Genomic DNA, 23,298 nt, shown 5'->3' with positions numbered 1-23,298 from the left:
AGAAAACTTCGGGGCCGGCGCGTCACGAATGACGCGCCGGCCCCTCTACCTGGGGTGAGGGACGACCGGAGCGAGGGCCCGGTCGTCCCTCTTCGTCGTTTCCCGGACCCCTGGACCGGTCCGATCGAGACGCTCACCGATCGGGTGCGGGTTTTTGTTGCTCCTCTCCACAAAGTTACGGAACGATGTCGACCGCTTGACACCCGCGCCTCTCCAGTTGAGTGTGAGAGCGCTCTCACCACAGTTAGCCGCGTCACACCGGCGTCGTCGAGGAGGACGGATCGGATGAGCAGAAGGCTGGTCGGCAGCGTGGCTGCGACCCTCGTGATGGCTCTGGCCGCGGGTTGCGGCGGAAGTTCCGGGGCGGACGGCAAGATCGAGCTGTCGCTGGGCCTCTTCTCCGACTTCGGCTACGACAAGCTCATCGAGGAGTACATGGCCTCGCACTCGAACGTCAAGATCGAGCAGCGCAAGGTCAAGATGGAGCAGCACAACACGCAGCTCGCGACTCAGCTCGCGGGTGGCCGTGGTGCCGCGGACATCGTCGCCCTCGAGGAGGGCGTGGTCTCGCAGTTCCGCGCCTCCAAGGACAAGTTCGTGAACCTCGCGGAGTACGGGGCGAAGGACCTGAAGGACCAGTGGGCCGCGTGGAAGTGGAACCAGGGCACCGCTGACAACGGCGAGTTCGTGCTGGGGCTGGGCACGGACATGGGCAGCCTCGGGCTCTGCTACCGCAGCGACCTGTTCGCGGCGGCCGGGCTGCCGACGGACCGCACCGAGGTCGCGAAGCTGTGGCCGACGTGGGCCGACTACGCGAAGGTCGCGGACCAGTTCACGGCCAAGACGCCGAACGTGAAGTTCGTCGACACCGGCCGCAACGTCTACAAGGCGATCCTCGACCAGACCGAGGAGGGCTACTTCGCGAAGGACGACTCGTACATCGCGGAGAAGAACGACAAGGTCAAGACGGCGTTCGAGACGGCGGCGGCGCTCGGCACCAAGCAGCAGACCGGTGCCCTCGAGCCGTTCAGCCAGGACTGGAACGTCGCGCTGAAGCAGGGGTCGTTCGCCACCACCACGTGCCCGGCCTGGGCGCTCGCGCTGATCAAGGCGGGTGCCGGCGACGCGGCGGCCGGGAAGTGGGACGTGACGACGGCGCCTGGCGGTGGCGGCAACTGGGGTGGCTCGTTCCTCGCCATCCCGAAGCAGGGCAAGCACCCCAAGGAGGCCTATGAGCTGGCCAAGTGGCTGACGGCCCCCGAGCAGCAGAAGCGGATCTTCAAGGAGACCGGCAACCTGCCCAGCCAGCCGAAGGTCTACCAGGACGCCGAGGTGCAGGCCACGGTGAACGACTACTTCAGCAAGGCCCCGGTGGGCCAGATCTTCGCGACCTCGGCGGAGTCGCTCAAGCCGACCTACCGCGGCACGAAGGACTCGAAGGTCGGACCGGTGTTCGCCACCGCGCTGACCCGCGTGGAGCAGGGCAAGCAGTCCGCGGCTGACGCGTGGACGCAGGCCCTGAAGGAAGCGACGGACGCCGCCAAGTGACGGTGACTCGTCAGGAGACCGAGGCGGCCCCGGCCGTCTCGGTCTCGCCTTCCAAGGAGCCGAAGCGCTTCAGGCTGAGCAACTGGGACGCCAGGTACACGCCGTACCTGATCATCGCGCCGTTCTTCCTGGTGTTCGGGATCTTCGGGCTCTACCCGCTGCTGTACACGGCGTGGGTGTCGCTGCACGAGTGGCAGCTGATCGACGGCGACCAGGGGTTCGTCGGTCTCGCCAACTACGCCGAGCTGTTCGGCGACGCCAAGTTCTGGAACGCGCTGTTCAACACGCTGAGCCTGTTCGTGCTCTCGACGGTGCCGCAGCTGCTGGCGGCGCTGGGGCTCGCGGCACTGCTCGACAGGGGCCTGCGCGGCAGCGCGTTCTGGCGGGCGGGCGTGCTGCTGCCCAACGTCATCTCGGTCGCCGCGGTGGCGCTGGTGTTCGCGCAGTTCTTCGGCCGCGACTTCGGCATCGTGAACTTCCTGCTCGGCTTCGTCGGGATCGACCCGATCGACTGGCGCGCCGAGACGTGGGCCTCGCACCTCGCGGTGTCCACGATGGTCATGTGGCGCTGGACCGGCTACAACGCGCTGCTGTACCTGGCGGCCATGCAGTCGGTGCCCAAGGACATGTACGAGTCGGCCACTTTGGACGGTGCCGGTCGCTGGCGCATGTTCTGGTCGATCACCGTGCCGTCGATCCGTCCCACGATCCTGTTCACCGTCGTCACCTCGACGATCGGTGGCCTGCAGCTGTTCGCCGAGCCCGCGCTGTTCGACCCCGGGTTCGCCGCGAACAACTCCACGGGCGGTTCCGACCGGCAGTTCCAGACGCTGGTGCTCTACATGTACGAGAAGGGCTTCCGGTTGTTCGACGCCGGGTACGCGGCCACCGTCGCGTGGATGCTGTTCGTGGTCGTCCTGCTGGTCGCGATCGTCAACTTCACGCTGACGCGGCGCATCGCGGGCAAGGAGTGAAGAGCATGAAGAACGCGAAGGCAGGACCGCTGCTCTACGGGTTCCTGGTCGCCGTGCTCGCCGCGTCGATCTTCCCGCTGTACTACTCGTTCATCGTGGCGTCGAAGGACAACTCGGTCCTCGGCGAGAAGGTCCCGCCGCTGGTCCCCGGCGGCAACCTGGTCGAGAACATCACCCGCGTCTTCGACACCGTCGACTTCTGGCTCGCCATGCAGAACTCGTTCATCGTGGCGTCGAGCGTGGCGATCTCGAACGTCGTGCTGGGCACGCTGGCCGGGTTCGCGTTCTCGCGGCTGCGGTTCAAGGGCCGCGACTCGCTGTTCCTCGTCGTGCTCGGCACCGCGATGGTGCCGACGCAGCTCGGCGTGATCCCGCTGTACATGCTGATGTCGGACCTCGACTGGTACGGCACCCTGCAGGCGGTCATCGTGCCGGTGCTGATCGGCTCGTTCGCGGTGTTCTGGATGCGCCAGGCGTGCGAGGAGACCGTCCCGTACGAGCTGATCGAGGCCGCGCGCGTGGACGGCTGCTCGGTGCTGCGGACGTTCTGGCACGTCGGGTTCCCCGCGGTGCGGCCCCAGGCCGCGGTGCTGGGCATGTTCACGTTCATGACCTCGTGGAACGACTTCTTCTGGCCGTTGATCGTGCTCGACCCGAACGACAGCCCGACGGTCCAGGTCGCCCTGTCGACCCTGGCCAGCGGCTACTACACCGACTACTCATTGATGCTCGCCGGCGCCTCCATCGCGGTGCTGCCGGTGATCGCGATCTTCGTCCTGCTGTCCCGCCAGATCGTCGGCGGCATCATGCAGGGCGCCCTGAAGGGCTGAAACCCGGCAGGGCTCGAGCCACGAGGATGTGAATGCATGACGACCGACTCGGACGTCGAGGTCGGGCAGGAGGTGCTGACCTTCCCGCCGGACTTCCTGTGGGGCGCGGCGACCGCGGCCTTCCAGATCGAGGGTTCGACCACCGCGGACGGTCGCGGTGCCTCGATCTGGGACACGTTCGCAGCGACTCCGGGCAAGGTCCTGGCCGGCGACACCGGTGACCCCGCCTGCGACCACTACAACCGGTACTCCTCCGACGTGGACCTGATGTCCTCGCTCGGGCTGGCCGCCTACCGGTTCTCGGTCGCGTGGCCCCGGATCCAGCCCAGCGGCAGCGGCCGGGTCGAGGAGCGCGGTCTCGCGTTCTACGACCGGCTCGTGGACTCGTTGCTGGAGAAGGACATCCAGCCGCTGGTCACCCTCTACCACTGGGACCTGCCGCAGGTCCTGGAGGACTTCGGCGGCTGGCGCAACCGCGACACCGCCTACCGCTTCGCCGAGTACGCGGCGATCGTGCACGAACGGCTGGGCGACCGGGTGCAGGCCTGGACCACGCTGAACGAGCCGTGGGTCTCGGCGTTCCTGGGCTACGGCAACGGGATCCACGCACCCGGCGTCACCGACCCGGTGGCGTCCCTGGAGGCGGCCCACCACCTGCTGCTGGCCCACGGCCTGGCCACGCAGGCGTTGCGCGCGCAGGCCCCCGGGTCGCACCGGCTCTCGATCGTCCTGAACTTCAGCACCATCTGGGGAGACGGCGACTCCGAGGCGTCCCAGGAGGCGGTGCGCAAGGTCGACGGCCTGCAGAACCGCATCCTGCTCGACCCGATCCGCGGTCGCGGCTACCCGCTCGACGTCCTGCGGGACACGTCGTGGCTGGGCGACTGGACGAACGTGGTGCGCGACGGGGACATGGAGACCATCGCGACCCCGGTCGACTGGATCGGCGTGAACTACTACAACCCGACCCGTGTCGCGCCCGCCGACCCCGACTTCGTGCCCGCCGGCCCGCACGCGGGTCTGCGCGGTGTCGAGATCCAGCCGCCTCAGGGCGAGCTGACCGGGTTCGGGTGGGAGCAGAACGCCGACGCGTTCACCGAGCTGCTGGTCCGGCTGTCCCGCGACGCCGACGGGGTGCCGCTGGTGGTGACGGAGAACGGGTCCGCGTTCCCCGACACCGTCGACGCGACGGGCCGCGTGGCCGACACGCAGCGGACGAAGTACCTGGTGGACCACGTTCGCGCGGTGCACAAGGCGATCTCGCAGGGCGCCGACATCCGCGGCTACCTCGCGTGGTCGCTGCTCGACAACTTCGAGTGGGCGGCCGGGTACTCGCAGCGGTTCGGGATCGTGCACGTCGACTTCGAGACGCAGCGGCGCACGGTGAAGGAAAGCGCCGTCGCGTTGTCGCGGATCATCGGGCAGAACGGGTTGCCCGCACAGGGTTACACCGTTTAGCCCAGCCGGTCGGGCCGAGGAGGTCTGGCGCTCTCACCGACGGGCGTTGCCGCCCGCAGGTGAGAGCGCTCTCTCGTTTGTGCCCTGATCAGCGGCGACGCAGCACGCGCGGGTCGGCGTGCAGGTTCTCGGCCAGCCTGATGGTGATGAACTCGTCGTTGTCCGGCTTGCCCGGCGTGCGGCCCGACGACGACGGGAAGTTGTTGTCGTTGAGCACAGCGATCGTGCGGTCGTCGAGGATCGTGACGTCCTCGATCGTGACGAACGGGAACGTGAACGGGTCCGCCTGCCCGCCGATGTGCTTCGGGTTCGCGAGGTTCAGCAGGTCGGCGACCAGCGTCTTGTCGAGCTTGCCGTCCTCGTCCCGATCGCGCTTGTCGGCCAGGTAGACGCGCTTGACGATCGCGTCGGCGCCCTGCGCGCTGTCCCGTTCGATGACCAGCAACCGGTTCGCGTCGACCGCGATGGCGTCACCGATGGCGAAGTTCGGGTCCTCCAGCCGGTACTTCCAGGTCTTGCCGGTGAAGCGGTTCGCCGCGATGTCGAACTCGTCGAGGCGTAGCGTTCCCGGCGTGTCACCGGCGACGGTGCCCTCCAGCAGGGCGTTGATCGTCCTGCCGTCGGGGGAGAGCGTGATGCCCTCGAACCCCTTGCTGCCGCCCAGGTTCGGGTCGCCGGCGGGGTTCTCCGGGGCGCGCACGCCGGGCAGCGGTGCCGGCGGGGCGAGCAACCGGCCTGCCCGGTCGAAGTGCAGCAGGTAGGGGCCGAACTCGTCGCCCATCCAGTACGTGCCGTCGGCGCCGCGCGTCACCGACTCGATGTCGATGTCCGCTCCGGTGATCACCCTGTCCGGCCTGGTCAGCGGGAACGGGATGTGGCCGTTCGGGTCGGTCAGCGTGATGCCGCCGACCACGTCGACCCGTCCGGTCCTGAAGTCCGGCGCGATGCGGTGGATGCGGAGGGTGAAGTCCGCGCTGTTGGCCTTGGTGCCGTACCCGTTGTCGGAGATGGCGTCGAACGTGCCGTCGCTGTTGCGGACGAGACCGCTGAAGCCCTGGACCGGCTGGTCCGCGAACGGCGGCGTGACCCCGTTGATCGGGGCCGTCCCCAGTGCGGCGCCGCTGGGCTCAGTGCCGGGGAGGAAGGTCTCCGCGGGGAGGAAGGCGAAGTTCGTCAGCGTGGCCTGACGCGGCTTCGCCGCCGGCGCGGCGGTGGTGGGCGTCGCCAGCGCGGTGACGGTGAGCAGGGTGAGGCTGACGGCCAGAGTTCTCCTCATGCCGTGACCCTATTTCGGTCGTTTTACCCGTGGTTCGCTTCGCGGCAACAAGTTCCATGAACTCTTGACGACATGACGACGACCTGGCGCATGCGCTTCGAACTCAGCGACAGCCCCGGCGCGCTCGCGCGCGTCATGGTCCGGCTGGCCGCGGCCGACTGCAACGTCCTCGCCCTGCACGTGATGCCCGTCCCCGGCGGGGTGCTCGACGAGATCGTCGTGCGCGCGGGCGAGGGCGTGCTGCCCGCCGACCTCGTCGAGGCGGTGCGCAGCGAGGGCGCCAAGTGCGTGGGGATCACCAGCGCCGACATGCGGGACCTGGTGGACGAGCCCACGGCGGCGTTGCGCGCCGCCAAGATGGCCCTCGCCGATCCGGACAGGACGGCCGAGGCGCTCCGCCAGGTGCTCTCCGCCGACGCGGTGACCCACGGCGAGGCCGGGGACGGCCAGGTCCAGCTGGGGGACATGGCGGCCCGGCGCGGCTGGGCGAGGTTCACCCAGGTCGAGCTGGCACGGGCGGAGGCGCTGCTCGACCTCGTGGACGCCCCGGCCCCCGCCCTTCGGGGCGTGCTGAGCGACGACGGCGTGGCCCTGGTCCTGCGCCCCGGCACCGGCGCCGACGAGGACGCCGTGGCCGACCTGCACTCCCGCTGTTCCATGAGGACGTTGTTCAACCGCTACCACTCCGGCATGCGCACCCTGCCCCGCCGCTGGCTGCACCGCCTGCTCAGCCCGCCCCGCGGCACCACGGTCCTGGCCCAGTGCGCGGACCAGGTGGTGGCCCTCGGCCAGCTCATCCAGACCGGCACACCGGACTGCGCCGAGATCTCCCTGCTGGTGGAGGACGCCTGGCAGCACCGCGGTGTCGGCACGGCCCTGCTCGGCGCCCTGGCCTCCGACGCGCGAGCCGCGGGTTACGCGGAGCTGGTGGCGTGGTGCCTGCCGTCGGAGACCGCTCTGGTGCGCACAGCGGCCCGCGCCGGCCTGCAGACCACGACACGCCGGGAGGACGGACTGCTCCGCGTTTCGATCGCGCCACGCGGACGCGCCCTGAAGACGTCGATCACGGCGGTGATGGCCGAAAAAACTCGGTGAACAGCGCGGAAACCCTCCTCGGAGATCGCTTGGGGCTAAGCTGCTTGGCGGATCAAAGGTTTTCATCGAGGAGTGGTGGTGCTCGTGTCCATCCACGCGCGTCCGACGTTGGAAGACGTTGCCGCGAGGGCTGGGGTCTCCCGCGCCACGGCGTCACGAGTGCTGAACGCGTCCCCGCGCGTCAGTCCCGAAGCGCTGGAAGCGGTCAACGCAGCCGTGCTGGCGCTGGGCTACCAGCCGAACCGCGCCGCGCGGGCGCTGGTCACCCGCCGCACAGGCGCCGTGGCCGTGCTGTTCTCCGAGCCGGAACCCAAGATCTTCGACGACCCGCACTTCGCGCGTCTGATCCGTGCAGGGGCGCGCGCTCTTGCCGACGTCGACGTGCAGATGGTGCTGATGCTCGTGCACTCGCACGACGACCAGGTCCGTGCGCACCGGTTCTTGGCCGGTGGGCACGTCGATGGTGCTCTCGTCTTCGCGCCGCACCGCAACGACGAGCTCGTCGCCGTCGTGAAGAAGCTGCCGTTGCCGGTGGTGTACGCCGGTAAGCCCTGGGGGTCGTTGCGGGGGATGCACCTCGTGGACAACGACAACGAGGGTGGCGCTGTTCTCGCCACCGAGCACCTGAAGTCTCTTGGGCGGCGGAAGATCGTCCACGTTTCCGGGCCTGTGGACGAGTTGTCGGCCATTGATCGGTTGAACGGGTTCCGGTCTGCGCTTGGTCTTGATGATCGCGCTGTTGCCCGGGTTACCGAGGATGGTGGGTTCACTCGGGAGGGTGGGCGCAAGGCCATGTCCGCTCTGCTGGGGCGGGTGCCTGGGTTGGATGCTGTGTTCGTCGCTTCCGACCTGATGGCTGCTGGGGCTCTGGAGACGCTGCAGGAGGCGGGCCGGCGGGTTCCTGAGGATGTTGCCGTGGTTGGATTTGATGACCATATTGCGATTGCCGAGCACACCTCGCCGCCGTTGACCTCTGTTCGGCAGGATTCCGATGAGCAGGTCAAGCACATGGTGGAGCATCTGATGAAGCTGCTCCGGGACGAGACTGTGAAGCCCAAGAAGGAGATGCTGCCCACCGTGTTGGTTCGGCGGGAGTCTGCTTGATTCCTGCGTTGCTTGTCCGGTCCTGAGGGCTCCGCCCTCGAACTCCCGGCACTCCCAGAGGAGCCGGGGCCAGCGCCGTCTGCGGGTTGATGGCACGCCTGTTGGTTCTGGCGGCTGACTGCTGCTTGGTTTGGTTGCGTTTGCGGCCTCGCTTTGCTCGGGACCGCTCGGCTTCGCCATCGCTTGAGCTGCGCGCTCGTGCGTCCTCAAGATCGTCTGCACTGTCAGACCCCGCCGCTAGGTTGGACCGCGGGGGAGCCTCGAGCCGGGGGGACCTCTGCGCGAGCCTGCCCGGCTGGCCTTTTCCTCGCCGCTGCCCGTCTTCGCGGGCCTGCCTGTGCGGCGGCCCGGCGTCTGGCTATCGGCCGTTGTCCAGGTTCTTGCACGTGGGTGGTGGCAGCGGGTTCAGGGGGCTGCAGGACCAGCCGGACGGCGTCGTGGTCGTCGTCGTCGCTGACGGTGCGGGCGCTGGGGGCGGGGTCTCGTTCGTCGCCGCCGGGGGTGGGGTGGTCCTCTTCGGCGTTGGTGCCGCGTTTTGCGGGGAACTCGTGGAGCTCTGCGGGGTGCTGCTCGTGGGGGAGGAGATCTCCGTCTGGCTCGGTGGGGTGCTGGTCGTGGACCTGACCCAGGTGGAGGCCGGGGGTCTGCTTCGCGGGTCTTCCGTGTTCACGCCGTGGATCGCCATGCCCACCAGCACTCCCAGCAACGCCGACCCGAGCACGGCGGAACCACCTGCTGCCCACAGTGCGCGCACAGCAGTCCTCCTCAGATGCTCACGGGGTGCAGTCGGGCGATCGCGCTCCCGGCAGGCTACCGGTCGGGCGGTTGCTGGAGAACGCTCGCCGCTTGCCTTATCGGCTCCTTGATAGCAGCGGTTGAGTGGTCGTTGTCATTGCCCGGTGATCCTGGCCAGTACCAGACTGGCTCCGGAAAGGCCCGCCACCAGCACTGTTCCGGTCAGGTGCCATGTCGGAGCATCACCCGTGCAGGTGAACACCTCGGTGAAGCGTTCCGTGGAGCAGGTGACGAACGGGACCGAGGACAGGGCGATGGAGGAGGCTGCCACGCCGCCGAGCAGTGCCGAGCCGAACGTGCGCATGAGGGGGAACGCCGCGTTGGCGGTGCCGATCGCCGCTATGGCGAAGAGGAGCGGTACCGGTCTGGGGAACAGGCCCGTCAGGGCGCAGCCGACCATCAGGACTCCGAGCACCGCCTGGCCGATCCTCGCCTGTGTCGCCACGGCTAGCGACCCTAACAACCTCGTAAGCTCTTTTCGGTCCGGTTCGGGCCAGTATTTTCGGTATGCGCAGTCGTCGATTCCTGATTCCCGCCTCAGTTTTCCTGGTCGTCGTGCTCGGTGTCGGGTTGTACCTCTTCCAGCCGTGGCGGCTGCTCACGGTTCGCGAAACGCACGATGCCCTGCTCGTGCCGGCGACGACCTCCCAGTCGGCTACTCAGTCGACCACTCAGTCAACTCCCGCGAGTGCGCCGGCGCCTGTCGCGGAAACGGCGAAGGAGGTGGCGGCCGGGGAGTGGCGGTCGCTCGAACACGCCACCACCGGTAAGGCGAGCCTGATCGAGCTGCCGGGCGGTGGGCATTCGGTGCAGTTCGCGTCCTTGAACACCAGTGATGGCCCTGACCTGTACGTTTACCTTTCGCCGCACGCGTCGAGCTCGTCGGAGAAAACGTTCGGCAGCGGTTTCACGAGCCTCGGCAAGTTGAAGGGCAACCGGGGTGACCAGGTGTACGAGATTCCGTCCAGCGTCGATGTCTCCACCATTCGGAGTGTGGTCATCTGGTGCCAGAGGTTCTCCGCGGGCTTTGCCGTAGCCCCGCTGGAACAAGCCTGAAACATCCCGGCTCGAAGTGCTCTTCTTGCACTATTGACTTTCCTGGTCTAGACCACATAACGTTAACGGAACAGATACGACATCGTCCCTTGCTGACGGGCGTGCGGAAGCCCCGTCGGCGAGGAGTACGGCTCACTGGGTGGGCCCCTCGACGGCGGTGATGCGGCTCCTACTCTCCCTGGAGCCGCATCACCGCCGTCGGCGTTCTACTGTGGGTCGTGCACTCCCGGACCGTGGCGATCCACTACGTGCGTGCGGCACTGCGCGCGTGCCCGGAGCCGTCCGCCGTCCTGCAGGGCGCGGGCATCCCCGCGAGCCTTCTCGCCGACGACCGGGCGCGGGTCACTCCCGCGCAGTACACGAAGTTCATCCAGACGCTCTGGGAAGTCCTCGACGACGAGTTCATGGGCTTCGGGCCGCGGCCGTCCAAGCGCGGCACGTTCGCGATGATGTGCCTGCTGGCCGTGCACTGCCCCGACCTCGAGTCGGCGCTGCGGCGAGGCCTGGCGTTCTACTCGCTGTTCGAGCAGCCGCTGCGCCTGTCGCTCGACGGCGGGCGCTTCACGCTCGACATCCCGGGCGACCCCGACCACTTCCTCACCGAGTCGCTGCTCGTGCTGTGGCACCGGTTCTCGTCGTGGCTGATCGGCCGGCGCATCCCCTTGCAGGGCGCCGGGTTCGCCTATCCCGAGCCCGCGCACGCCGCCGAGTACCACCTGATCTTCGGCTGCCCGCTGACGTTCGGCGCGCCCGCCACCGCGATCTCGTTCGACCCGAAGTTCCTGCGCATGCCGGTCGTGCAGGACGAGGCGGCGTTGCGCAGGTTCCTGAGGCACTCGCCGGCGGAGTTGTTGTCGCGCCGGGACCACGGGGCCGACACGGCGGGGCACGTGCGGCGGCTGCTCGGGCGCGGGGTGACGGGGCTGGAGGCCGTGGCGGCCGCGCTGGGGGTGTCGGCGCCGACGTTGCGGCGCAGGCTCGCCGCTGAGGGAACGTCGTTCCGCGAGGTGCGGGAGCAGTTGCTGCGCGACCAGGCGGTGGCGTCGCTGGTGCGCGGCGGGGAGTCGGTGGAGGAGTTGGCGCTGCGCCTCGGGTTCTCCGAGGCGAGCGCCTTCCACCGGGCGTTCAAGCGGTGGACCGGGTCTTCACCCGGCTCCTACCGTGCCTAGAACTTCTCGCGCTCCCGCAGGGATGCCGGAGGACGGAACCGCTCGCCGTAGGTGTCGGCGAGGTAGTCCGCGCGCTCGACGAAAGCCTGCACGCCGTAGGAGTTGATGAACTGCAGCGTGCCACCGCTCCACGGCGCGAAGCCGAACCCGAAGATCGAGCCGATGTTCGCGTCCGCCACCGACGTCAGCACGCCCTCGTCCAGGCACCGCACGGTCTCCAGCGACTGCACGAACAGCAGCCGGTCGCGAACGTCCTGTTCGGACACTCCGGCGTCGGCCTTCGCGTACCGGGTCGTGAGCTCGGGCCACAGGAACTTCCTGCCGCCCTCCGGGTACTCGTAGAAGCCCGCGCCGGTCGACTTCCCGCTGCGCCCCAGCGACACCATCTCGCGGATGAGGTCGTAGGCCGGGCTCTCCGAGACCAGGGACGGGTCGTCGGCGAGCGTCTGGTCGTGGATCTTCAGCTGCAACGACAGCGTCACCTCGTCGGACACCGCCAGCGGGCCCACGGCCATGCCGGACTTCTTCGCGACGTTCTCGATCAGCGCCGGGGCCACGCCCTCGGCCAGCATCGTGATCGCCTCGATGACGTACGTGCCGAAGGTCCGCGAGGTGTAGAAGCCGCGCGAGTCGTTGACGACGATCGGCGTCTTCCCGATCTGCCGCACGTAGTCCAGCGCGCGCTGGAGCGTCTCCCCGGACGTCTTCTCGCCGCGGATGATCTCCACGAGCCGCATCTTCGGCACCGGCGAGAAGAAGTGCAGGCCGATGAACCGCTCCGGCGCCGTCACCGCGGACGCGAGGCCGGTGATCGGCAGCGTCGAGGTGTTGGACGCGATCACCGCGTCCGGCAACGCCTTCGCCTCGGCGGAGGACAGGACCTCGTTCTTCAGCTCGCGGTTCTCGAAGACGGCCTCGATGACCAGGTCGCAGCCCGCGAGGTCGTCGTCGGAGTCGGTCGGCTTGACGCCTTCCAGGCCCTGAGCGCCCTTCCGCGCGCCTTCGAGGGTGACGTCCTTCAGGACCACCTCGATGCCCGCCTTCGCGGACACCTCGGCGATTCCGGCGCCCATCATGCCCGCGCCGAGCACGCCGAGCTTCGCCACCCGCTTGCCCGCCGACGACGCGCGGCCGTTGACCTCGTTGAGGTTGAACCAGAACGCCGTGATCATGTTCTTGGAGACCTGACCGGAGGCCAGCTCCACGAAGTAGCGGCCCTCGATCTTCAACGCCGTGTCGAAGTCGACGTAGGCGCCCTCGACGGCCGTCGCCATGATCTTCTGCGGTGCCGGGTACGCGCCGTGCGACTTCTTGCTGAGCACGGCGGGAGCGGCGGCGAGCAGGCCGTAGCTGTTGGGGTCGCCGAACTTCAGGTCCGGCACGCCCGCGCCCTGCACGTCCCACGGCTGCGTCGGCGCCGGGTTCGCCTTGATCCACGCACGGGCCTCGGAGATCAGCTCCTCGCGCGTGTCCACGAGCTGGTCCACGATCCCGGCCTGCAGCGCGCGTTCCGGACGCAGCTGCTTGCCCTCCATGAGCAACGGCAACGCCTTCTGCACGCCGAGCAGCCTCACCATGCGCGTGACGCCACCGCCGCCGGGCAGCAGGCCCAGCGTCGCCTCGGGCAGACCGACGCGGATGCCGTTGTCGTTCAGCACGATCCGGCGGTGCGAGGCGAGCGCGATCTCGAACCCGCCGCCGAGCGCGGTGCCGTTGATCGCCGCCACGACCGGCTTGCCGAGCTTCTCCAGGCGCCGCAGCTGCGACTTGAGCTCCTCGACGCCTTCCAGCGCCTGCGAGGCGTTCTCCGGCGTGATCGCGATCAGCACGTTGAGGTCGCCGCCGGCGAAGAACGTCTTCTTGGCGGACGTGATGATGACGCCGGTGATGTCGTCGCCCTCGAGCTTCGAGACCGCGTCGCCCATCAGGTCGCGGTACTCGTCGTTCATGACGTTGGCGGAGCCGGACATGTCCATCGTCAGGGTGACGATGCCGTCGGCGTCCTTGTCGTAGTGGAACGGCATCTTCTAGACCCTCTCGATGATCGTCGCGATGCCCATGCCGCCGCCGACGCACAACGTGGCGAGGCCGCGGCGCAGGTCCCGGCGCTCCAGCTCGTCGAGCAGCGTGCCGAGGATCATGCAGCCGGTGGCGCCCAGCGGGTGCCCCAGCGCGATCGCGCCGCCGTTGACGTTGACCTTGTCCTCGGGGACGTCCATGTCCCGCAGGAACTTCAGCACGACCGACGAGAACGCCTCGTTGACCTCGAACAGGTCGATGTCCTCCACCGAGAGGCCCGCCTTGTCCAGGGCCTTGCGGGCGGACGGCGCCGGTCCGGTGAGCATGATCGTCGGCTCGGTGCCCACGACGGCCACGGAGACGATCCGGGCGCGCGGCGTGAGGCCCAGCGCCTTCCCGGCCGCCGCGGAGCCGATCAGCATGGCCGCGGCGCCGTCGACGATCTGCGACGAGTTGCCCGGCGTGTGCACGTGCGTGATGCGCTCGACGGTGGGGTAGCGGTCGATCGCCACCGTGTCGTAGCCGAGGTCGCCGTGGAACTGGAAGCTCGGCTTGAGCCTGCCCAGCGACTCCACGGTGGACTCGGGACGGATCGTCTCGTCCTCCTTGAGCACCACCGTGCCGTTCTGGTCGACGACCGGCACCACGGACCGCTCGAACCAGCCGTTCTTCTGCGCCTCGAACGCGCGGGCGTGCGAACGGGCGGCCCACGCGTCGACGTCGGTGCGCGAATGGCCCTCGAGCGTCGCGATCAGGTCGGCCGACACGCCCTGCGGCACGAACGACAGGTCGAAGTTCGTCGAGGGGTCGATCGCCCACGCGCCACCGTCGGAGCCCATCGGCACGCGCGACATCGACTCGACGCCACCCGCCACCACCAGGTCCTCGAACCCGGACGCGACCTTGGCCGCCGCGAGGTTCACCGACTCGAGTCCGGACGCGCAGAACCGGTTGAGCTGCACGCCGGCGGGGCGCTGGTCCCACCCGGCGGCCAGCACGGCCGTGCGGGCGATGTCGCCGCCCTGCTCGCCGAGCGGTGACACGACGCCGAACACGACGTCGTCGACCGCGGAGGTGTCGAGGGAGTTGCGTTCGGACAGCGCGCGCAGCACACCGGCGGCCAGCTCGACGGGCCTGACGCTGTGCAGCGACCCGCGCTTGCCCTTGCCGCGCGGCGTGCGCACCGCGTCGAAGATCAAGGCTTCGCTCATGACACCACGCTAGGCCCGGCTCATCGAGCTGGCCATGACCGTGGAGGGTGACCGATTAGCTCACCCTGAACTCCATGTGCTCGGGATCTTCCGCCTGGACGAACCCCAGGCGCCGGTAGAGCTTCCGCGCGGGCAGGTTGTCGACCCAGACCCGCAGCACGACGACCTTCCAGCCCTCCTCCGCTGCCCACTCCAGCACGGTCCTGACCAGCGCTTCCCCGATGCCGCGGCCGCGGTGGGACGGCCGCACCCACATCGAGTGGAGGTAGAGGCCCTCCGGCTTGGCGGTGGCGGCGACCAGCGCCACGGGCTCCTGGTCGAGCGCGACGAGCTTGAGGCCCTCCGCGGCGCGGTCGCGCCACTCGGTCTCGCCGTACCGCTGCTCGGCCGCCAGCGTCGACCCGAACTCCTCGGGGTCGCTGGACAGGGCTGCCAGCCGGGTGTCGCGCCACAACCGCCACTCGTCCGGCTCGACCTGATGGATCTCCACACCGTGAAGTCTGGACGACGGGGTGGGAATTTCGCTCAGATTTTCGGGTGACGCCGACGCGTGCCGGTCATGGCGTCGATCACCCACCGGTGGTTTCGTTGACCGCATGGCAGAGCGTCGATCGCGGTGGATGGACAGCGACCTGGACCAGTTGCGCCAGCTCGCGCGCACGTTCTTCGAGAAGGAGGTGACCCCGAACGCCGACCGCTTCGCCGAGCAGAAGCAGGTCGACCGCGACCTGTGGCGCAAGGCCGGTGAGCTCGGGCTGCTGTGCCTGAGCATCCCCGAGGAGTACGGCGGCGGTGGCGGCACGTTCGCGCACGAGGCCGTGCTGCTCGAGGAGCAGGCGCGCGCCGGCGACAGCTCGTGGGGCAACAGCGTCCACAGCGGCATCGTCGCCCACTACCTCAACTCCTACGGCACCGAGGACCAGAAGCGGCGCTGGCTGCCCAAGCTCGCGTCCGGCGAGTACGTGGGCGCGATCGCGATGACCGAACCGGGCGCGGGCTCCGACCTCCAGGGCATCCGCACCAAGGCCGTCAAGGACGGCGACGAGTACGTCATCAACGGCTCCAAGACCTTCATCACCAACGGCGTGCTCGCGGACCTCGTCATCGTCGTCGCCAAGACCGACCCGGCGCAGGGCGCCACCGGAATCTCGCTGCTCGTCGTGGAGAACGACATCCGGCGCGGCCGCGTGCTCGACAAGGTCGGCATGAAGGGCCAGGACACCGCCGAGCTGTTCTTCGACGACGTGCGCGTGCCGGCGGCGAACCTCCTCGGCGGGCAGGAGGGCCTCGGCTTCGTCCAGCTCATGCAGCAGCTGCCGCAGGAACGCCTGATCATCGGCGTCTGCTGCGTCGCGGGCATCGAGGCCGCCGTCGACCTGACGCTGAGGTACGTGAAGGAGCGCCAGGCGTTCGGCAAGGAGCTGATCAAGTTCCAGAACACCCGGTTCAAGCTCGCCGAGTGCGCCACCGAGGCGGCCGTGACCAGGGCGTTCATCGACGAGTGCGTCGAGAAGCACCTGCGCGGCGAGCTGGACGTGCCGACCGCGGCGATGGCGAAGTGGTGGGCCAGCGACCGGTTGAGCAGGGTCGTCGACGAGTGCGTGCAGCTGTTCGGCGGCTACGGCTACATGAACGAGTACCCGATCGCCCGTGCCTGGGCCGACGCCCGCGTGCAGCGGATCTACGGCGGCACGAACGAGATCATGAAGGAAATCATCGCGAGGTCCCTGTGACCGGTCCTTCCGGGAAGGGACCTCTCGCAGGTCTTCGCGTGGTCGAGCTCGCGGGCCTCGCGCCCGCGCCGTTCGCCTGCATGGTGCTCGCCGACCTGGGCGCGGACGTGGTCCAGGTGCACAAGCCGGGGAGCCGCTCGACGGTCCCCGGCGACTTCCTGGGCCGCAACCGGCGCTCCATCGCGGTCGACACCCGCAGGCCCGAGGGCTCCGAGCTGGTGCTGCGGCTGGTCGAACGCTCGGACGTGCTGGTGGAGGGCTTCCGGCCGGGCGTCACCGAACGGCTCGGCATCGGTCCGGCGCAGTGCCTCGCCCGCAACCCGCGCCTCATATACGGACGTATGACCGGTTGGGGCCAGGACGGGCCCCTCGCCGACCGCGCCGGCCACGACATCAACTACATCGCCGTCGCGGGCGCGCTGGAACCCCTCGGACGGGCAGGCGGGCCGCCGTCGTTCCCGATCAACCTGCTCGGCGACTTCGGCGGGGGAGGGCTGCTGCTGGCCCTCGGCGTGCTCGCCGCGCTGTACGAACGGGAGCGCTCCGGGCGCGGTCAGGTCGTGGACGCGGCCATGGTCGACGGGGCGGCGTTGCTGACGACGTTCCTGCACGGGATGCGGTCCGCGGGCATGTGGCAGGGCGGGCGCGGCGAGAACATGCTCGACGGCGGCGTGCCGTTCTACGACGTCTACGAGGCCGCGGACGGCCGGTTCGTGGCCGTGGGCGCGTTGGAGGAGAGGTTCTACGCCGACCTGGTGCGCGTGCTGGGTCTCGAGGACGCGCCGTCGCGCAACGACCCGGCGAACTGGCCCGAGCTGCGGGAACGCATCGCGGCGGCGGTGAAGACCAGGACGCGGGACGAGTGGGCCGACCTCGCGCGGGACACGGACGCGTGCCTGGCGCCGGTGCTGACCCCCGACGAGGCGGCGCGGCATCCGCACAACGCGGCGCGGGACACGTTCGTCGACGTCTCCGGAGCGCTGCACCCGGCGCCGGCCCCCCGTTTCGACCGGACGCCGACGGCGGTTCCGACGCCTCCCGTGGAAGCCGGGGTGAACACCGGGGAAGTGCTTGCCGACATGGGTGTGTCGGACGCCGAAATTATGGAACTGCGGCGGGCCGGAGTAATTGGATGAATGGCCGGGTGCGCATTAAATGCGCAACGACGGCGTGACGCAGCGTGATGCCGAGGGCTCGGCATCCGGGTGAGGTCCGGTGCACCAGTCCTTGTCCAAGCTGTGGGATGCGAGGGAGTCCGTGTTCACCTCGTGCCCAGGACATCGGCGCTGGACAGGAACGGCTTTAGCCGCCATTCGGGTGACGTTGGCCGTCGTGCAGGCGTGCGCTGCCGGTGGATCCTGACCCGGCTTGGGCGTGGCCGTTGTTCATCGCAAGGGTGAATGAGGGAGCATGTCGGGTGACACGGCGGTCCGCCGCCTCAGCTGTGAGCGACATGGACGGAGAGGTACCTGTGAACCTCAAGAAGGTGCTAGTGCTGGCGGTCGTCGCGCTGGTGCTGTTCCTCCTGATCACCCGGCCCGAGGAGTCCGCCGGCGCGGTCCAGACGGTGCTCGGCTGGCTGCGCGAGGGCGCGGAGTCGATCATCACCTTCATCAGGAGCCTCTTCGGGACGGCGACGCCGATCCGCTAGTGACTGACGGTGAGATACGACCGTTCGCGTTGAGCCGGACGGGTGGAAAGCGGCCAATCACGCACTGGTAACGGGTGTTCTGGGGATTCAGGGTCTGGCGATTGTCAGACCTACCGAATACCTTCCGCTGCAATGGCCGATCCCCGACCGACGAGGAGGCATGGATGGTCGAGGACTCCGGGGTCCACGAGCTCTTGAAGCAGTGGGCGGCTGAACGGTCTGATGACGCAGAGATGCAGGAGGTGAACCGGATCAAGAACGCGTGGCTCGCCGAGGCTCCCCCCGTGGCGCCAGGCATCCCCGTGCAGCGGGGTGCCGCCAGGAGCGGGTCGCGTGGCTTGGTCAAGGTCGACTCGGCGGATCCGGCCTACGTGGCCGCGATGCGCAAGCGGGCGCCGGAGGCACCCGAGGCGTTGCTCGCCGCCGCAGCGAGCTACTGGCAGCTCGTCGGTGACGTCAGCGAGGCCGAGCAGTGGTGGGACGCGGGCATCAGCCCGTTGGACCAGCGCGCGCTCGACTACCGCGCTGCCGGCCTGACTCCTGCCGACCTCGGGAGGCGCCTGGGACCGATGACGGTTCTCCAGCACCTTCGTCGTGGCTCCGCCGCGGCCTGGTGCGTCGCACGTCTGCAGAGGCAGCGCCGGGACGGCGTGGCGTAGCGGAGAAGGGCTCTCGAAGGCGGGAGCCCTGCACTTGTAGTGTGGAGGTCGTGCGCGGCCTCCTTACTCCCCAGCGTGTTCTGATCGCGCTCGCCTGTCTGGCGGCGCTGATCGTCTGTTGCGGGCTCGCGTACTGGCAGTGGCAGCGCTTCTCCTCCGCCAGCGGCACGTTCCAGAACCTCGGGTACGTGCTCCAGTGGCCCCTCTTCGGCCTCTTCCCCCTCTTCATGGTGTGGCGCTTCCGCCGCCTGGCACGCCAGAACCGTGACGAGGCTCTCGCACCGGAGCCGGTTGCGCCCGCTCCGAAGCCGGTAGCTACCGTTGACGCCGTCAAACCCGCGCCTGTCGAGCACGTCGACGACGAAGAAGACGCGGAGCTCGCGGCCTACAACCGCATGCTCGCGGACCTCAACGCGCGGGACGGTCGTTGAGCGAAGGCGGGCAGATGAAGGGTGCGTTGACCCGGTTCCGGGTCATGGCTTACGTGGTCGGTGTCTTCCTGCTGCTCCTGGTCGTGGCGATGGTGCTCAAGTACGCCGCGGACATGGGCGGGGCGATGAAGGTCGTGGGCCCGATCCACGGCTTCCTCTACGCCATCTACCTGGTGCTTTCCGTCGACCTCGCGCTGAAGCTGCGCTGGTCGATCAAGGGCACCGCCCTCGTGCTGCTCGCCGGGACGATCCCGTTCCTGTCGTTCTGGGCGGAGCGCAAAGTGGTCGAGAAGACCGCGCAGGGCGTGCCGTTGTGACGTTTGGCCTGCTAGCGTCTGGGGCTGACAACTGAACACGGCCGTCGATGTCGCGCGGGAGAGTCCCACTGTTTCCGGTTCGCCGGGCAGAGGGCGCCGAAGGAGCAACTCCTCCCCGGAATCTCTCAGGTACCCCTACCGCACGACGAAGGCAACTCTGGAAAGCAGGCCCATCGGCCTCGCCCACGGTGCAAGTCGCGTTCCGCGCGGCGAAGCTCTCAGGCTCATGACAGAGGGGGAGGCTCGCTCTCGTGAGGAGTCTCCGATGGACCGTGTCATTCTTCTGCTGCCTCAGCCGGCCTCGCCCGGCTCTTCGGCGCACCCTCAAGGAGCGTTCTGATGTCCCGCCTCACGCCTCTGAACGCCGAGCACGAGCAGCTCGGCGCGATGTTCACCGACTTCGCGGGCTGGCGGATGCCGCTGCGCTACTCGAGCGAGCTCGCGGAGCACCACGCGGTGCGCACCACCGCGGGCCTGTTCGACCTCACGCACATGGGTGAGATCGTCCTGACCGGGCCGCAGGCGGGCGAAGCGCTCGACCACGCGCTGGTCGGCCACATCTCCGCGCTGGCCGTCGGCAAGGCCCGCTACACGATGATCACGCAGGCCGACGGCGGCGTGATCGACGACCTGATCGTCTACCGCCTGGGCGACGAGGAGTTCATGGTCGTCGCGAACGCCTCCAACGCCTCCGTGGTGGCCGAGGCGCTGGTGGAGCGCGCCGCCGGGTTCGACACCGTCGTCACGGACGCCTCGACCGACTACGCGCTGATCGCGATCCAGGGCCCGAAGTCGGTCGAGATCCTGTCCGGCCTGACCGACACCGACCTCTCGGCGGTCAAGTACTACGCCTCGTACCCGTCGACCGTCGCGGGCGTGGACGCGCTCCTGGCCCGCACCGGGTACACCGGTGAGGAGGGCTTCGAGCTCTTCGTGGCGCCCGCCGACGCGTCCGCCGTCTGGGCCGCGCTCCTGGAGGCCGGCGCCGCGCACGAGCTCAAGCCGTGTGGACTCGGCTGCCGCGACACGTTGCGCCTCGAAGCCGGAATGCCCTTGTACGGCAACGAGCTGACGACGTCGCTGACTCCGTACCACGCCGGCCTCGGTCGCGTCGTGAAGCTCGACAAGCCGGGCGACTTCGTGGGCCGTGACGCACTGACCAAGGTCTCGGAGTCCGGTGTGGACTCGGTCCTGGTGGGCCTGAAGACCCCCGAGCGCCGCGCACCGCGTCACGGTTACGCGGTGCTGAACGGCGACGAGGTCGTGGGCGAGGTGACGTCGGGTGCGCTGTCCCCGACCCTCGGCTACTCCGTCGCCATGGCCTACGTGTCCCGCGCGAGCTCCGAGCCGGGCACCCCTCTGCTGGTGGACGTCCGCGGCAAGAAGCAGCCGGTCGAGGTCGTCGCACTTCCGTTCTACAAGCGCGCCAAGTAGGGAGATCTTCCAGATGTCCGAGCAGTTCAACGCCTCCCTCGCGGAGTACGACCCCGAGGTCGCCGAGGCCGTTGCCGCCGAGCTGGCGCGCCAGCAGGGCACCCTCGAGATGATCGCCTCGGAGAACTTCACGCCCGTCTCGGTGCTGCAGGCCCAGGGTTCGGTGCTGACCAACAAGTACGCCGAGGGCTACCCCGGCCGCCGCTACTACGGCGGCTGCGAGCACGTCGACGTCATCGAGCGCCTGGCCATCGAGCGCGTCAAGGCGCTCTTCGACGCCGGCTTCGCGAACGTCCAGCCGCACTCGGGCGCGCAGGCCAACGCGGCCGCGATGTTCGCCCTGCTCCAGCCGGGCGACACCATCCTGGGCCTGGACCTGGCGCACGGCGGGCACCTGACGCACGGCATGCGCATCAACTTCTCCGGCAAGCTCTACAACGTCGTGCCGTACCACGTGGCCGACTCCGACGGCCTCGTCGACATGGCCGAGGTCGAGCGGCTGGCCACCGAGCACCGGCCCAAGCTGATCGTCGCCGGCTGGTCCGCCTACCCGCGTCAGCTGGACTTCGCGGAGTTCCGCCGGATCGCGGACTCCGTCGACGCGTACCTGATGGTCGACATGGCGCACTTCGCCGGGCTCGTCGCCGCTGGGTTGCACCCGTCGCCGGTGCCGCACGCGCACGTGACCACGACCACGACCCACAAGACCCTGGGTGGTCCTCGTGGCGGCGTGATCCTGTCCAACGACGCCGACATCGCCAAGAAGATCAACTCGGCGGTGTTCCCCGGGCAGCAGGGTGGTCCGCTCGAGCACGTGATCGCGGCCAAGGCCGTGGCGTTCAAGCACGCCGCCTCCCCGGAGTTCGCTGATCGTCAGCGGCGGACTCTGGAGGGGGCGCGCATTCTGGCCGACCGGTTGTCGCAGGCTGATGTCGCTTCGGCCGGGGTGAAGGTGCTCACCGGGGGGACTGATGTCCACCTGGTGCTCGTCGACCTGGTTTCGTCCGAGTTGGACGGCAAGCAGGCGGAGGACGTGCTGCACCGGATCGGGATCACCGTCAACCGCAACGCCGTTCCCAACGACCCGCGGCCTCCGATGGTCACCTCGGGGTTGCGGATCGGTACGCCGGCGTTGGCCACTCGCGGGTTCGGTGAGGTCGACTTCGTCGAGGTCGCTGACGTGATCGCTGAGGCCTTGAAGCCCGGGGCCGCCGTTGAGGAGCTGCGGGCTCGGGTCGAGGTCCTGGCCGCCAAGCACCCGTTGTACTCGACGCTCTGAGTTCTTGAGGGCGCTGCCTTCACGCTCTTGACACCTTCAAAGCGGAGGGGCGCCACCTCGTCGGTGGCGCCCCTCCGTGTTCTCAGAGCGAAACGACGGGAACCCCGGCCCCTTCCCCAGGGCCGGGGTCACACCGTGTCAGGGTGCTGTGTGTCTCAGATGGACTGTCCTAACGGGATGCTGCGGTTCAGGCAGCGGGGGCCGTTACGCCGGGGGGCAGGCACTCCACGTTGCGCTTGCCGTTGGGCTGGACCACGAACCACGTTCCGCCGACGCCCTGGCCCTTCCAGGCGCCCGGCTTCGGGTCCTGGGAGTAGGCGTAGAGGGCCCAGCCGTCGATCGCGACCTGCTTCTTGCCGTCGGCGCGGGTGATCAGCGAGACCAGCTTCGAGTCGATGCCCTCGACCTGCGGGACCGTGTCGGACAGCAACGGCGGCCACGTCACGGCGCACTGGTTGTTGCAGTTCGACTTGCCTTCCGGCTTCGGGGTGTCCTTGTCGAAGCGGTACATCGTGCGGCCGTCGCCGTCCTGGACGACCATGCCCATCTTGTCCACTGCCTTGCCGACCAGCTTCAAGGAGCTGACCGGGGCTGCCGCCGGGGGCTGCGCCGCGGGTTGCTGCGCCGCGGGGGTTTCCGGTGCCTGCTGCTGAACAGGGGCTTCTGGTGCCTGGGCGGGCTCCTGGAGTACCGGGGGCTGACCCACGTCGCCGTAGTCACCGAGGACGCCCAGGTCGGTCTCCGTCTGTGCCACCGGCTTGGAGTTCGTGCCACCACCCGTGGCGCTCCAGACACCCAGACCCAGCACAACTGCCAGTCCCGCGGCGAGCCCGATGGCAATGCGGTTACGTCGGATCACACTCATGTCCTCCTTGTCCATCCGTTCGCTCTATTCAGGCCATACGGGCGCGGTTGCGTCTCGGTTCAGAAACGAACCGAACCTCTTGTCGTCCCGAACGTCCGGCGGAGCCGGGTCGCGCAGGAGGTGCGGGGTGGTCGTCGCTGGTCAGCTGGCGGGAATGGCCGAACGGGTGCTGGGTTCGGCCCTGCCGATCGGGATTCGTGCGTGGGACGGAAGTGTGGCGGGGCCGCAGGACGGCACCGTGCTCGTGATCCGGTCGCGGGACGCCCTTCGGCGGCTCGTGTGGAGTCCGAACGAGCTGGGGCTCGCGCGTGCGTACGTGAGCGGCGAGCTCGACGTCGGCTGCGGGTGGGGATCGATGATCATCCACGCCGCGAAGCACTACGGCGTGCACGCG

At 68.9% G+C, this 23,298-nt stretch carries 23 protein-coding genes and 2 riboswitches; of the genes, 17 read left to right on the top strand and 6 right to left on the bottom strand.

Going from position 1 to position 23,298, the window contains the following annotated elements; translation table 11 throughout:
* The first annotated feature begins 285 nt into the window (after positions 1-285).
* The 4 genes from VM306_RS07285 to VM306_RS07270 all read left to right on the top strand — a co-directional run bounded on the left by VM306_RS07285 (position 286) and on the right by VM306_RS07270 (position 4,810).
* Entirely contained in the window at positions 286-1,548 is a 1,263-nt protein-coding gene (locus tag VM306_RS07285) for an ABC transporter substrate-binding protein (RefSeq protein ID WP_325512256.1), read from the top strand.
* 74 nt (positions 1,549-1,622) lie between these two features.
* Positions 1,623-2,522, top strand: a complete 900-nt coding sequence (locus VM306_RS07280; protein ID WP_325512429.1) for a sugar ABC transporter permease — start codon at positions 1,623-1,625, stop codon at positions 2,520-2,522.
* 5 nt (positions 2,523-2,527) lie between these two features.
* Positions 2,528-3,352 carry a carbohydrate ABC transporter permease gene (locus tag VM306_RS07275; protein WP_325512254.1) on the top strand — a complete coding sequence of 275 codons (825 nt, stop codon included), beginning with the start codon at positions 2,528-2,530 and terminating at the stop codon, positions 3,350-3,352.
* A gap of 36 nt (positions 3,353-3,388) precedes the next feature.
* A complete protein-coding gene (locus tag VM306_RS07270; RefSeq protein WP_325512252.1) occupies positions 3,389-4,810 on the top strand; it encodes a GH1 family beta-glucosidase in 1,422 nt (473 codons plus the stop codon).
* A gap of 88 nt (positions 4,811-4,898) precedes the next feature.
* Here the strand turns inward: VM306_RS07270 and VM306_RS07265 are convergent, their stop codons facing one another.
* A complete protein-coding gene (locus VM306_RS07265; RefSeq protein WP_325512250.1) occupies positions 4,899-6,086 on the bottom strand; it encodes an esterase-like activity of phytase family protein in 1,188 nt (395 codons plus the stop codon).
* A 72-nt stretch (positions 6,087-6,158) separates the two neighbouring features.
* Here VM306_RS07265 and VM306_RS07260 point away from each other — a divergent pair, with 72 nt between their 5' ends.
* Both VM306_RS07260 and VM306_RS07255 read left to right on the top strand, forming a co-directional pair.
* A complete protein-coding gene (locus tag VM306_RS07260; RefSeq protein ID WP_325512248.1) occupies positions 6,159-7,181 on the top strand; it encodes a GNAT family N-acetyltransferase in 1,023 nt (340 codons plus the stop codon).
* Between the two features lie 75 nt (positions 7,182-7,256).
* Positions 7,257-8,285: a LacI family DNA-binding transcriptional regulator gene (locus VM306_RS07255; RefSeq protein WP_325512426.1), complete on the top strand. Its 1,029-nt coding sequence runs from the start codon at positions 7,257-7,259 to the stop codon at positions 8,283-8,285.
* Positions 8,286-9,174: 889 nt separating this feature from the next.
* Here VM306_RS07255 and VM306_RS07250 read toward each other — a convergent pair.
* Entirely contained in the window at positions 9,175-9,525 is a 351-nt protein-coding gene (locus VM306_RS07250) for a hypothetical protein (RefSeq protein ID WP_325512246.1), read from the bottom strand.
* Positions 9,526-9,587: 62 nt separating this feature from the next.
* Here VM306_RS07250 and VM306_RS07245 point away from each other — a divergent pair, with 62 nt between their 5' ends.
* Positions 9,588-10,136, top strand: a complete 549-nt coding sequence (locus tag VM306_RS07245) for a DM13 domain-containing protein (RefSeq protein WP_325512244.1) — start codon at positions 9,588-9,590, stop codon at positions 10,134-10,136.
* A gap of 218 nt (positions 10,137-10,354) precedes the next feature.
* On the top strand, positions 10,355-11,305 hold the full coding sequence (locus VM306_RS07240) for an AraC family transcriptional regulator (RefSeq protein ID WP_325512242.1): 951 nt from the start codon (positions 10,355-10,357) through the stop codon (positions 11,303-11,305).
* On the opposite strand, the gene VM306_RS07235 is transcribed toward VM306_RS07240, so the two are convergent.
* The 3 genes from VM306_RS07235 to VM306_RS07225 are packed head-to-tail and all read right to left on the bottom strand — an operon-like array spanning position 11,302 to position 15,025.
* The gene (locus VM306_RS07235; RefSeq protein WP_325512240.1) at positions 11,302-13,329 is read right to left on the bottom strand and encodes a 3-hydroxyacyl-CoA dehydrogenase NAD-binding domain-containing protein; all 2,028 of its coding nucleotides are present in this window, start codon (positions 13,327-13,329) and stop codon (positions 11,302-11,304) included. The two genes, VM306_RS07240 and VM306_RS07235, sit on opposite strands and share 4 nt — an antisense overlap.
* A gap of 3 nt (positions 13,330-13,332) precedes the next feature.
* Positions 13,333-14,535 carry an acetyl-CoA C-acetyltransferase gene (locus VM306_RS07230; protein ID WP_325512238.1) on the bottom strand — a complete coding sequence of 401 codons (1,203 nt, stop codon included), beginning with the start codon at positions 14,533-14,535 and terminating at the stop codon, positions 13,333-13,335.
* 55 nt (positions 14,536-14,590) lie between these two features.
* Positions 14,591-15,025 carry a GNAT family N-acetyltransferase gene (locus tag VM306_RS07225; RefSeq protein WP_325512236.1) on the bottom strand — a complete coding sequence of 145 codons (435 nt, stop codon included), beginning with the start codon at positions 15,023-15,025 and terminating at the stop codon, positions 14,591-14,593.
* 106 nt (positions 15,026-15,131) lie between these two features.
* Between VM306_RS07225 and VM306_RS07220 the strand changes: the two genes are divergently transcribed.
* The 8 genes from VM306_RS07220 to glyA all read left to right on the top strand — a co-directional run bounded on the left by VM306_RS07220 (position 15,132) and on the right by glyA (position 22,039).
* On the top strand, positions 15,132-16,268 hold the full coding sequence (locus tag VM306_RS07220; protein ID WP_325512234.1) for an acyl-CoA dehydrogenase family protein: 1,137 nt from the start codon (positions 15,132-15,134) through the stop codon (positions 16,266-16,268).
* Positions 16,265-17,404 carry a CaiB/BaiF CoA-transferase family protein gene (locus VM306_RS07215; RefSeq protein ID WP_325512232.1) on the top strand — a complete coding sequence of 380 codons (1,140 nt, stop codon included), beginning with the start codon at positions 16,265-16,267 and terminating at the stop codon, positions 17,402-17,404. The genes VM306_RS07220 and VM306_RS07215 overlap by 4 nt, the downstream gene beginning before the upstream one ends.
* A gap of 335 nt (positions 17,405-17,739) precedes the next feature.
* Positions 17,740-17,919: a hypothetical protein gene (locus VM306_RS07210; RefSeq protein ID WP_414672341.1), complete on the top strand. Its 180-nt coding sequence runs from the start codon at positions 17,740-17,742 to the stop codon at positions 17,917-17,919.
* A 164-nt stretch (positions 17,920-18,083) separates the two neighbouring features.
* Positions 18,084-18,578 (top strand): helix-turn-helix transcriptional regulator, encoded by a 495-nt coding sequence (locus tag VM306_RS07205; RefSeq protein WP_325512228.1) that lies wholly within the window; start codon positions 18,084-18,086, stop codon positions 18,576-18,578.
* A 41-nt stretch (positions 18,579-18,619) separates the two neighbouring features.
* Positions 18,620-19,009: a hypothetical protein gene (locus tag VM306_RS07200; RefSeq protein WP_325512226.1), complete on the top strand. Its 390-nt coding sequence runs from the start codon at positions 18,620-18,622 to the stop codon at positions 19,007-19,009.
* Positions 19,010-19,023: 14 nt separating this feature from the next.
* The gene (locus tag VM306_RS07195) at positions 19,024-19,326 is read left to right on the top strand and encodes a DUF3817 domain-containing protein (protein ID WP_191302747.1); all 303 of its coding nucleotides are present in this window, start codon (positions 19,024-19,026) and stop codon (positions 19,324-19,326) included.
* 45 nt (positions 19,327-19,371) lie between these two features.
* Positions 19,372-19,477, top strand: a riboswitch (glycine riboswitch).
* A 1-nt stretch (position 19,478) separates the two neighbouring features.
* A riboswitch (glycine riboswitch) is annotated at positions 19,479-19,566 on the top strand.
* Positions 19,567-19,665: 99 nt separating this feature from the next.
* A complete protein-coding gene (gene gcvT / locus VM306_RS07190; protein ID WP_325512223.1) occupies positions 19,666-20,760 on the top strand; it encodes a glycine cleavage system aminomethyltransferase GcvT in 1,095 nt (364 codons plus the stop codon).
* Between the two features lie 13 nt (positions 20,761-20,773).
* Entirely contained in the window at positions 20,774-22,039 is a 1,266-nt protein-coding gene (gene glyA, locus VM306_RS07185) for a serine hydroxymethyltransferase (RefSeq protein WP_325512221.1), read from the top strand.
* 187 nt (positions 22,040-22,226) lie between these two features.
* Here glyA and VM306_RS07180 read toward each other — a convergent pair whose 3' ends face one another.
* Positions 22,227-22,904, bottom strand: coding sequence for a hypothetical protein (locus VM306_RS07180; protein ID WP_325512219.1), 678 nt, complete (start codon positions 22,902-22,904; stop codon positions 22,227-22,229).
* Between the two features lie 127 nt (positions 22,905-23,031).
* Between VM306_RS07180 and VM306_RS07175 the strand changes: the two genes are divergently transcribed.
* Positions 23,032-23,298 (top strand): SAM-dependent methyltransferase (locus VM306_RS07175; RefSeq protein WP_414672340.1); only part of this gene is annotated, 267 nt, incomplete at its 3' end.

Source organism: Lentzea sp. (assembly GCF_035525475.1).
Classification (GTDB): domain Bacteria; phylum Actinomycetota; class Actinomycetes; order Mycobacteriales; family Pseudonocardiaceae; genus Lentzea.
The sequence above is the reverse complement of the archived record's forward strand: the minus strand, read 5'-3'. Positions and strand labels throughout refer to the sequence as shown.

Excerpts from the sequence above, each read along its gene's own strand:
- VM306_RS07195 (WP_191302747.1), top strand. The coding sequence starts at position 19,024 with ATGAAGGGTGCGTTGACCCGGTTCCGGGTCATGGCTTACGTGGTCGGT.
- VM306_RS07180 (WP_325512219.1), bottom strand. The coding sequence starts at position 22,904 with ATGAGTGTGATCCGACGTAACCGCATTGCCATCGGGCTCGCCGCGGGA.
- VM306_RS07270 (WP_325512252.1), top strand. The coding sequence starts at position 3,389 with ATGACGACCGACTCGGACGTCGAGGTCGGGCAGGAGGTGCTGACCTTC.
- VM306_RS07245 (WP_325512244.1), top strand. The coding sequence starts at position 9,588 with ATGCGCAGTCGTCGATTCCTGATTCCCGCCTCAGTTTTCCTGGTCGTC.
- glyA (WP_325512221.1), top strand. The coding sequence starts at position 20,774 with ATGTCCGAGCAGTTCAACGCCTCCCTCGCGGAGTACGACCCCGAGGTC.
- VM306_RS07260 (WP_325512248.1), top strand. The coding sequence starts at position 6,159 with ATGACGACGACCTGGCGCATGCGCTTCGAACTCAGCGACAGCCCCGGC.
- VM306_RS07275 (WP_325512254.1), top strand. The coding sequence starts at position 2,528 with ATGAAGAACGCGAAGGCAGGACCGCTGCTCTACGGGTTCCTGGTCGCC.
- gcvT (WP_325512223.1), top strand. The coding sequence starts at position 19,666 with ATGTCCCGCCTCACGCCTCTGAACGCCGAGCACGAGCAGCTCGGCGCG.
- VM306_RS07235 (WP_325512240.1), bottom strand. The coding sequence starts at position 13,329 with ATGCCGTTCCACTACGACAAGGACGCCGACGGCATCGTCACCCTGACG.
- VM306_RS07230 (WP_325512238.1), bottom strand. The coding sequence starts at position 14,535 with ATGAGCGAAGCCTTGATCTTCGACGCGGTGCGCACGCCGCGCGGCAAG.
- VM306_RS07220 (WP_325512234.1), top strand. The coding sequence starts at position 15,132 with ATGGCAGAGCGTCGATCGCGGTGGATGGACAGCGACCTGGACCAGTTG.
- VM306_RS07205 (WP_325512228.1), top strand. The coding sequence starts at position 18,084 with ATGGTCGAGGACTCCGGGGTCCACGAGCTCTTGAAGCAGTGGGCGGCT.
- VM306_RS07265 (WP_325512250.1), bottom strand. The coding sequence starts at position 6,086 with ATGAGGAGAACTCTGGCCGTCAGCCTCACCCTGCTCACCGTCACCGCG.
- VM306_RS07285 (WP_325512256.1), top strand. The coding sequence starts at position 286 with ATGAGCAGAAGGCTGGTCGGCAGCGTGGCTGCGACCCTCGTGATGGCT.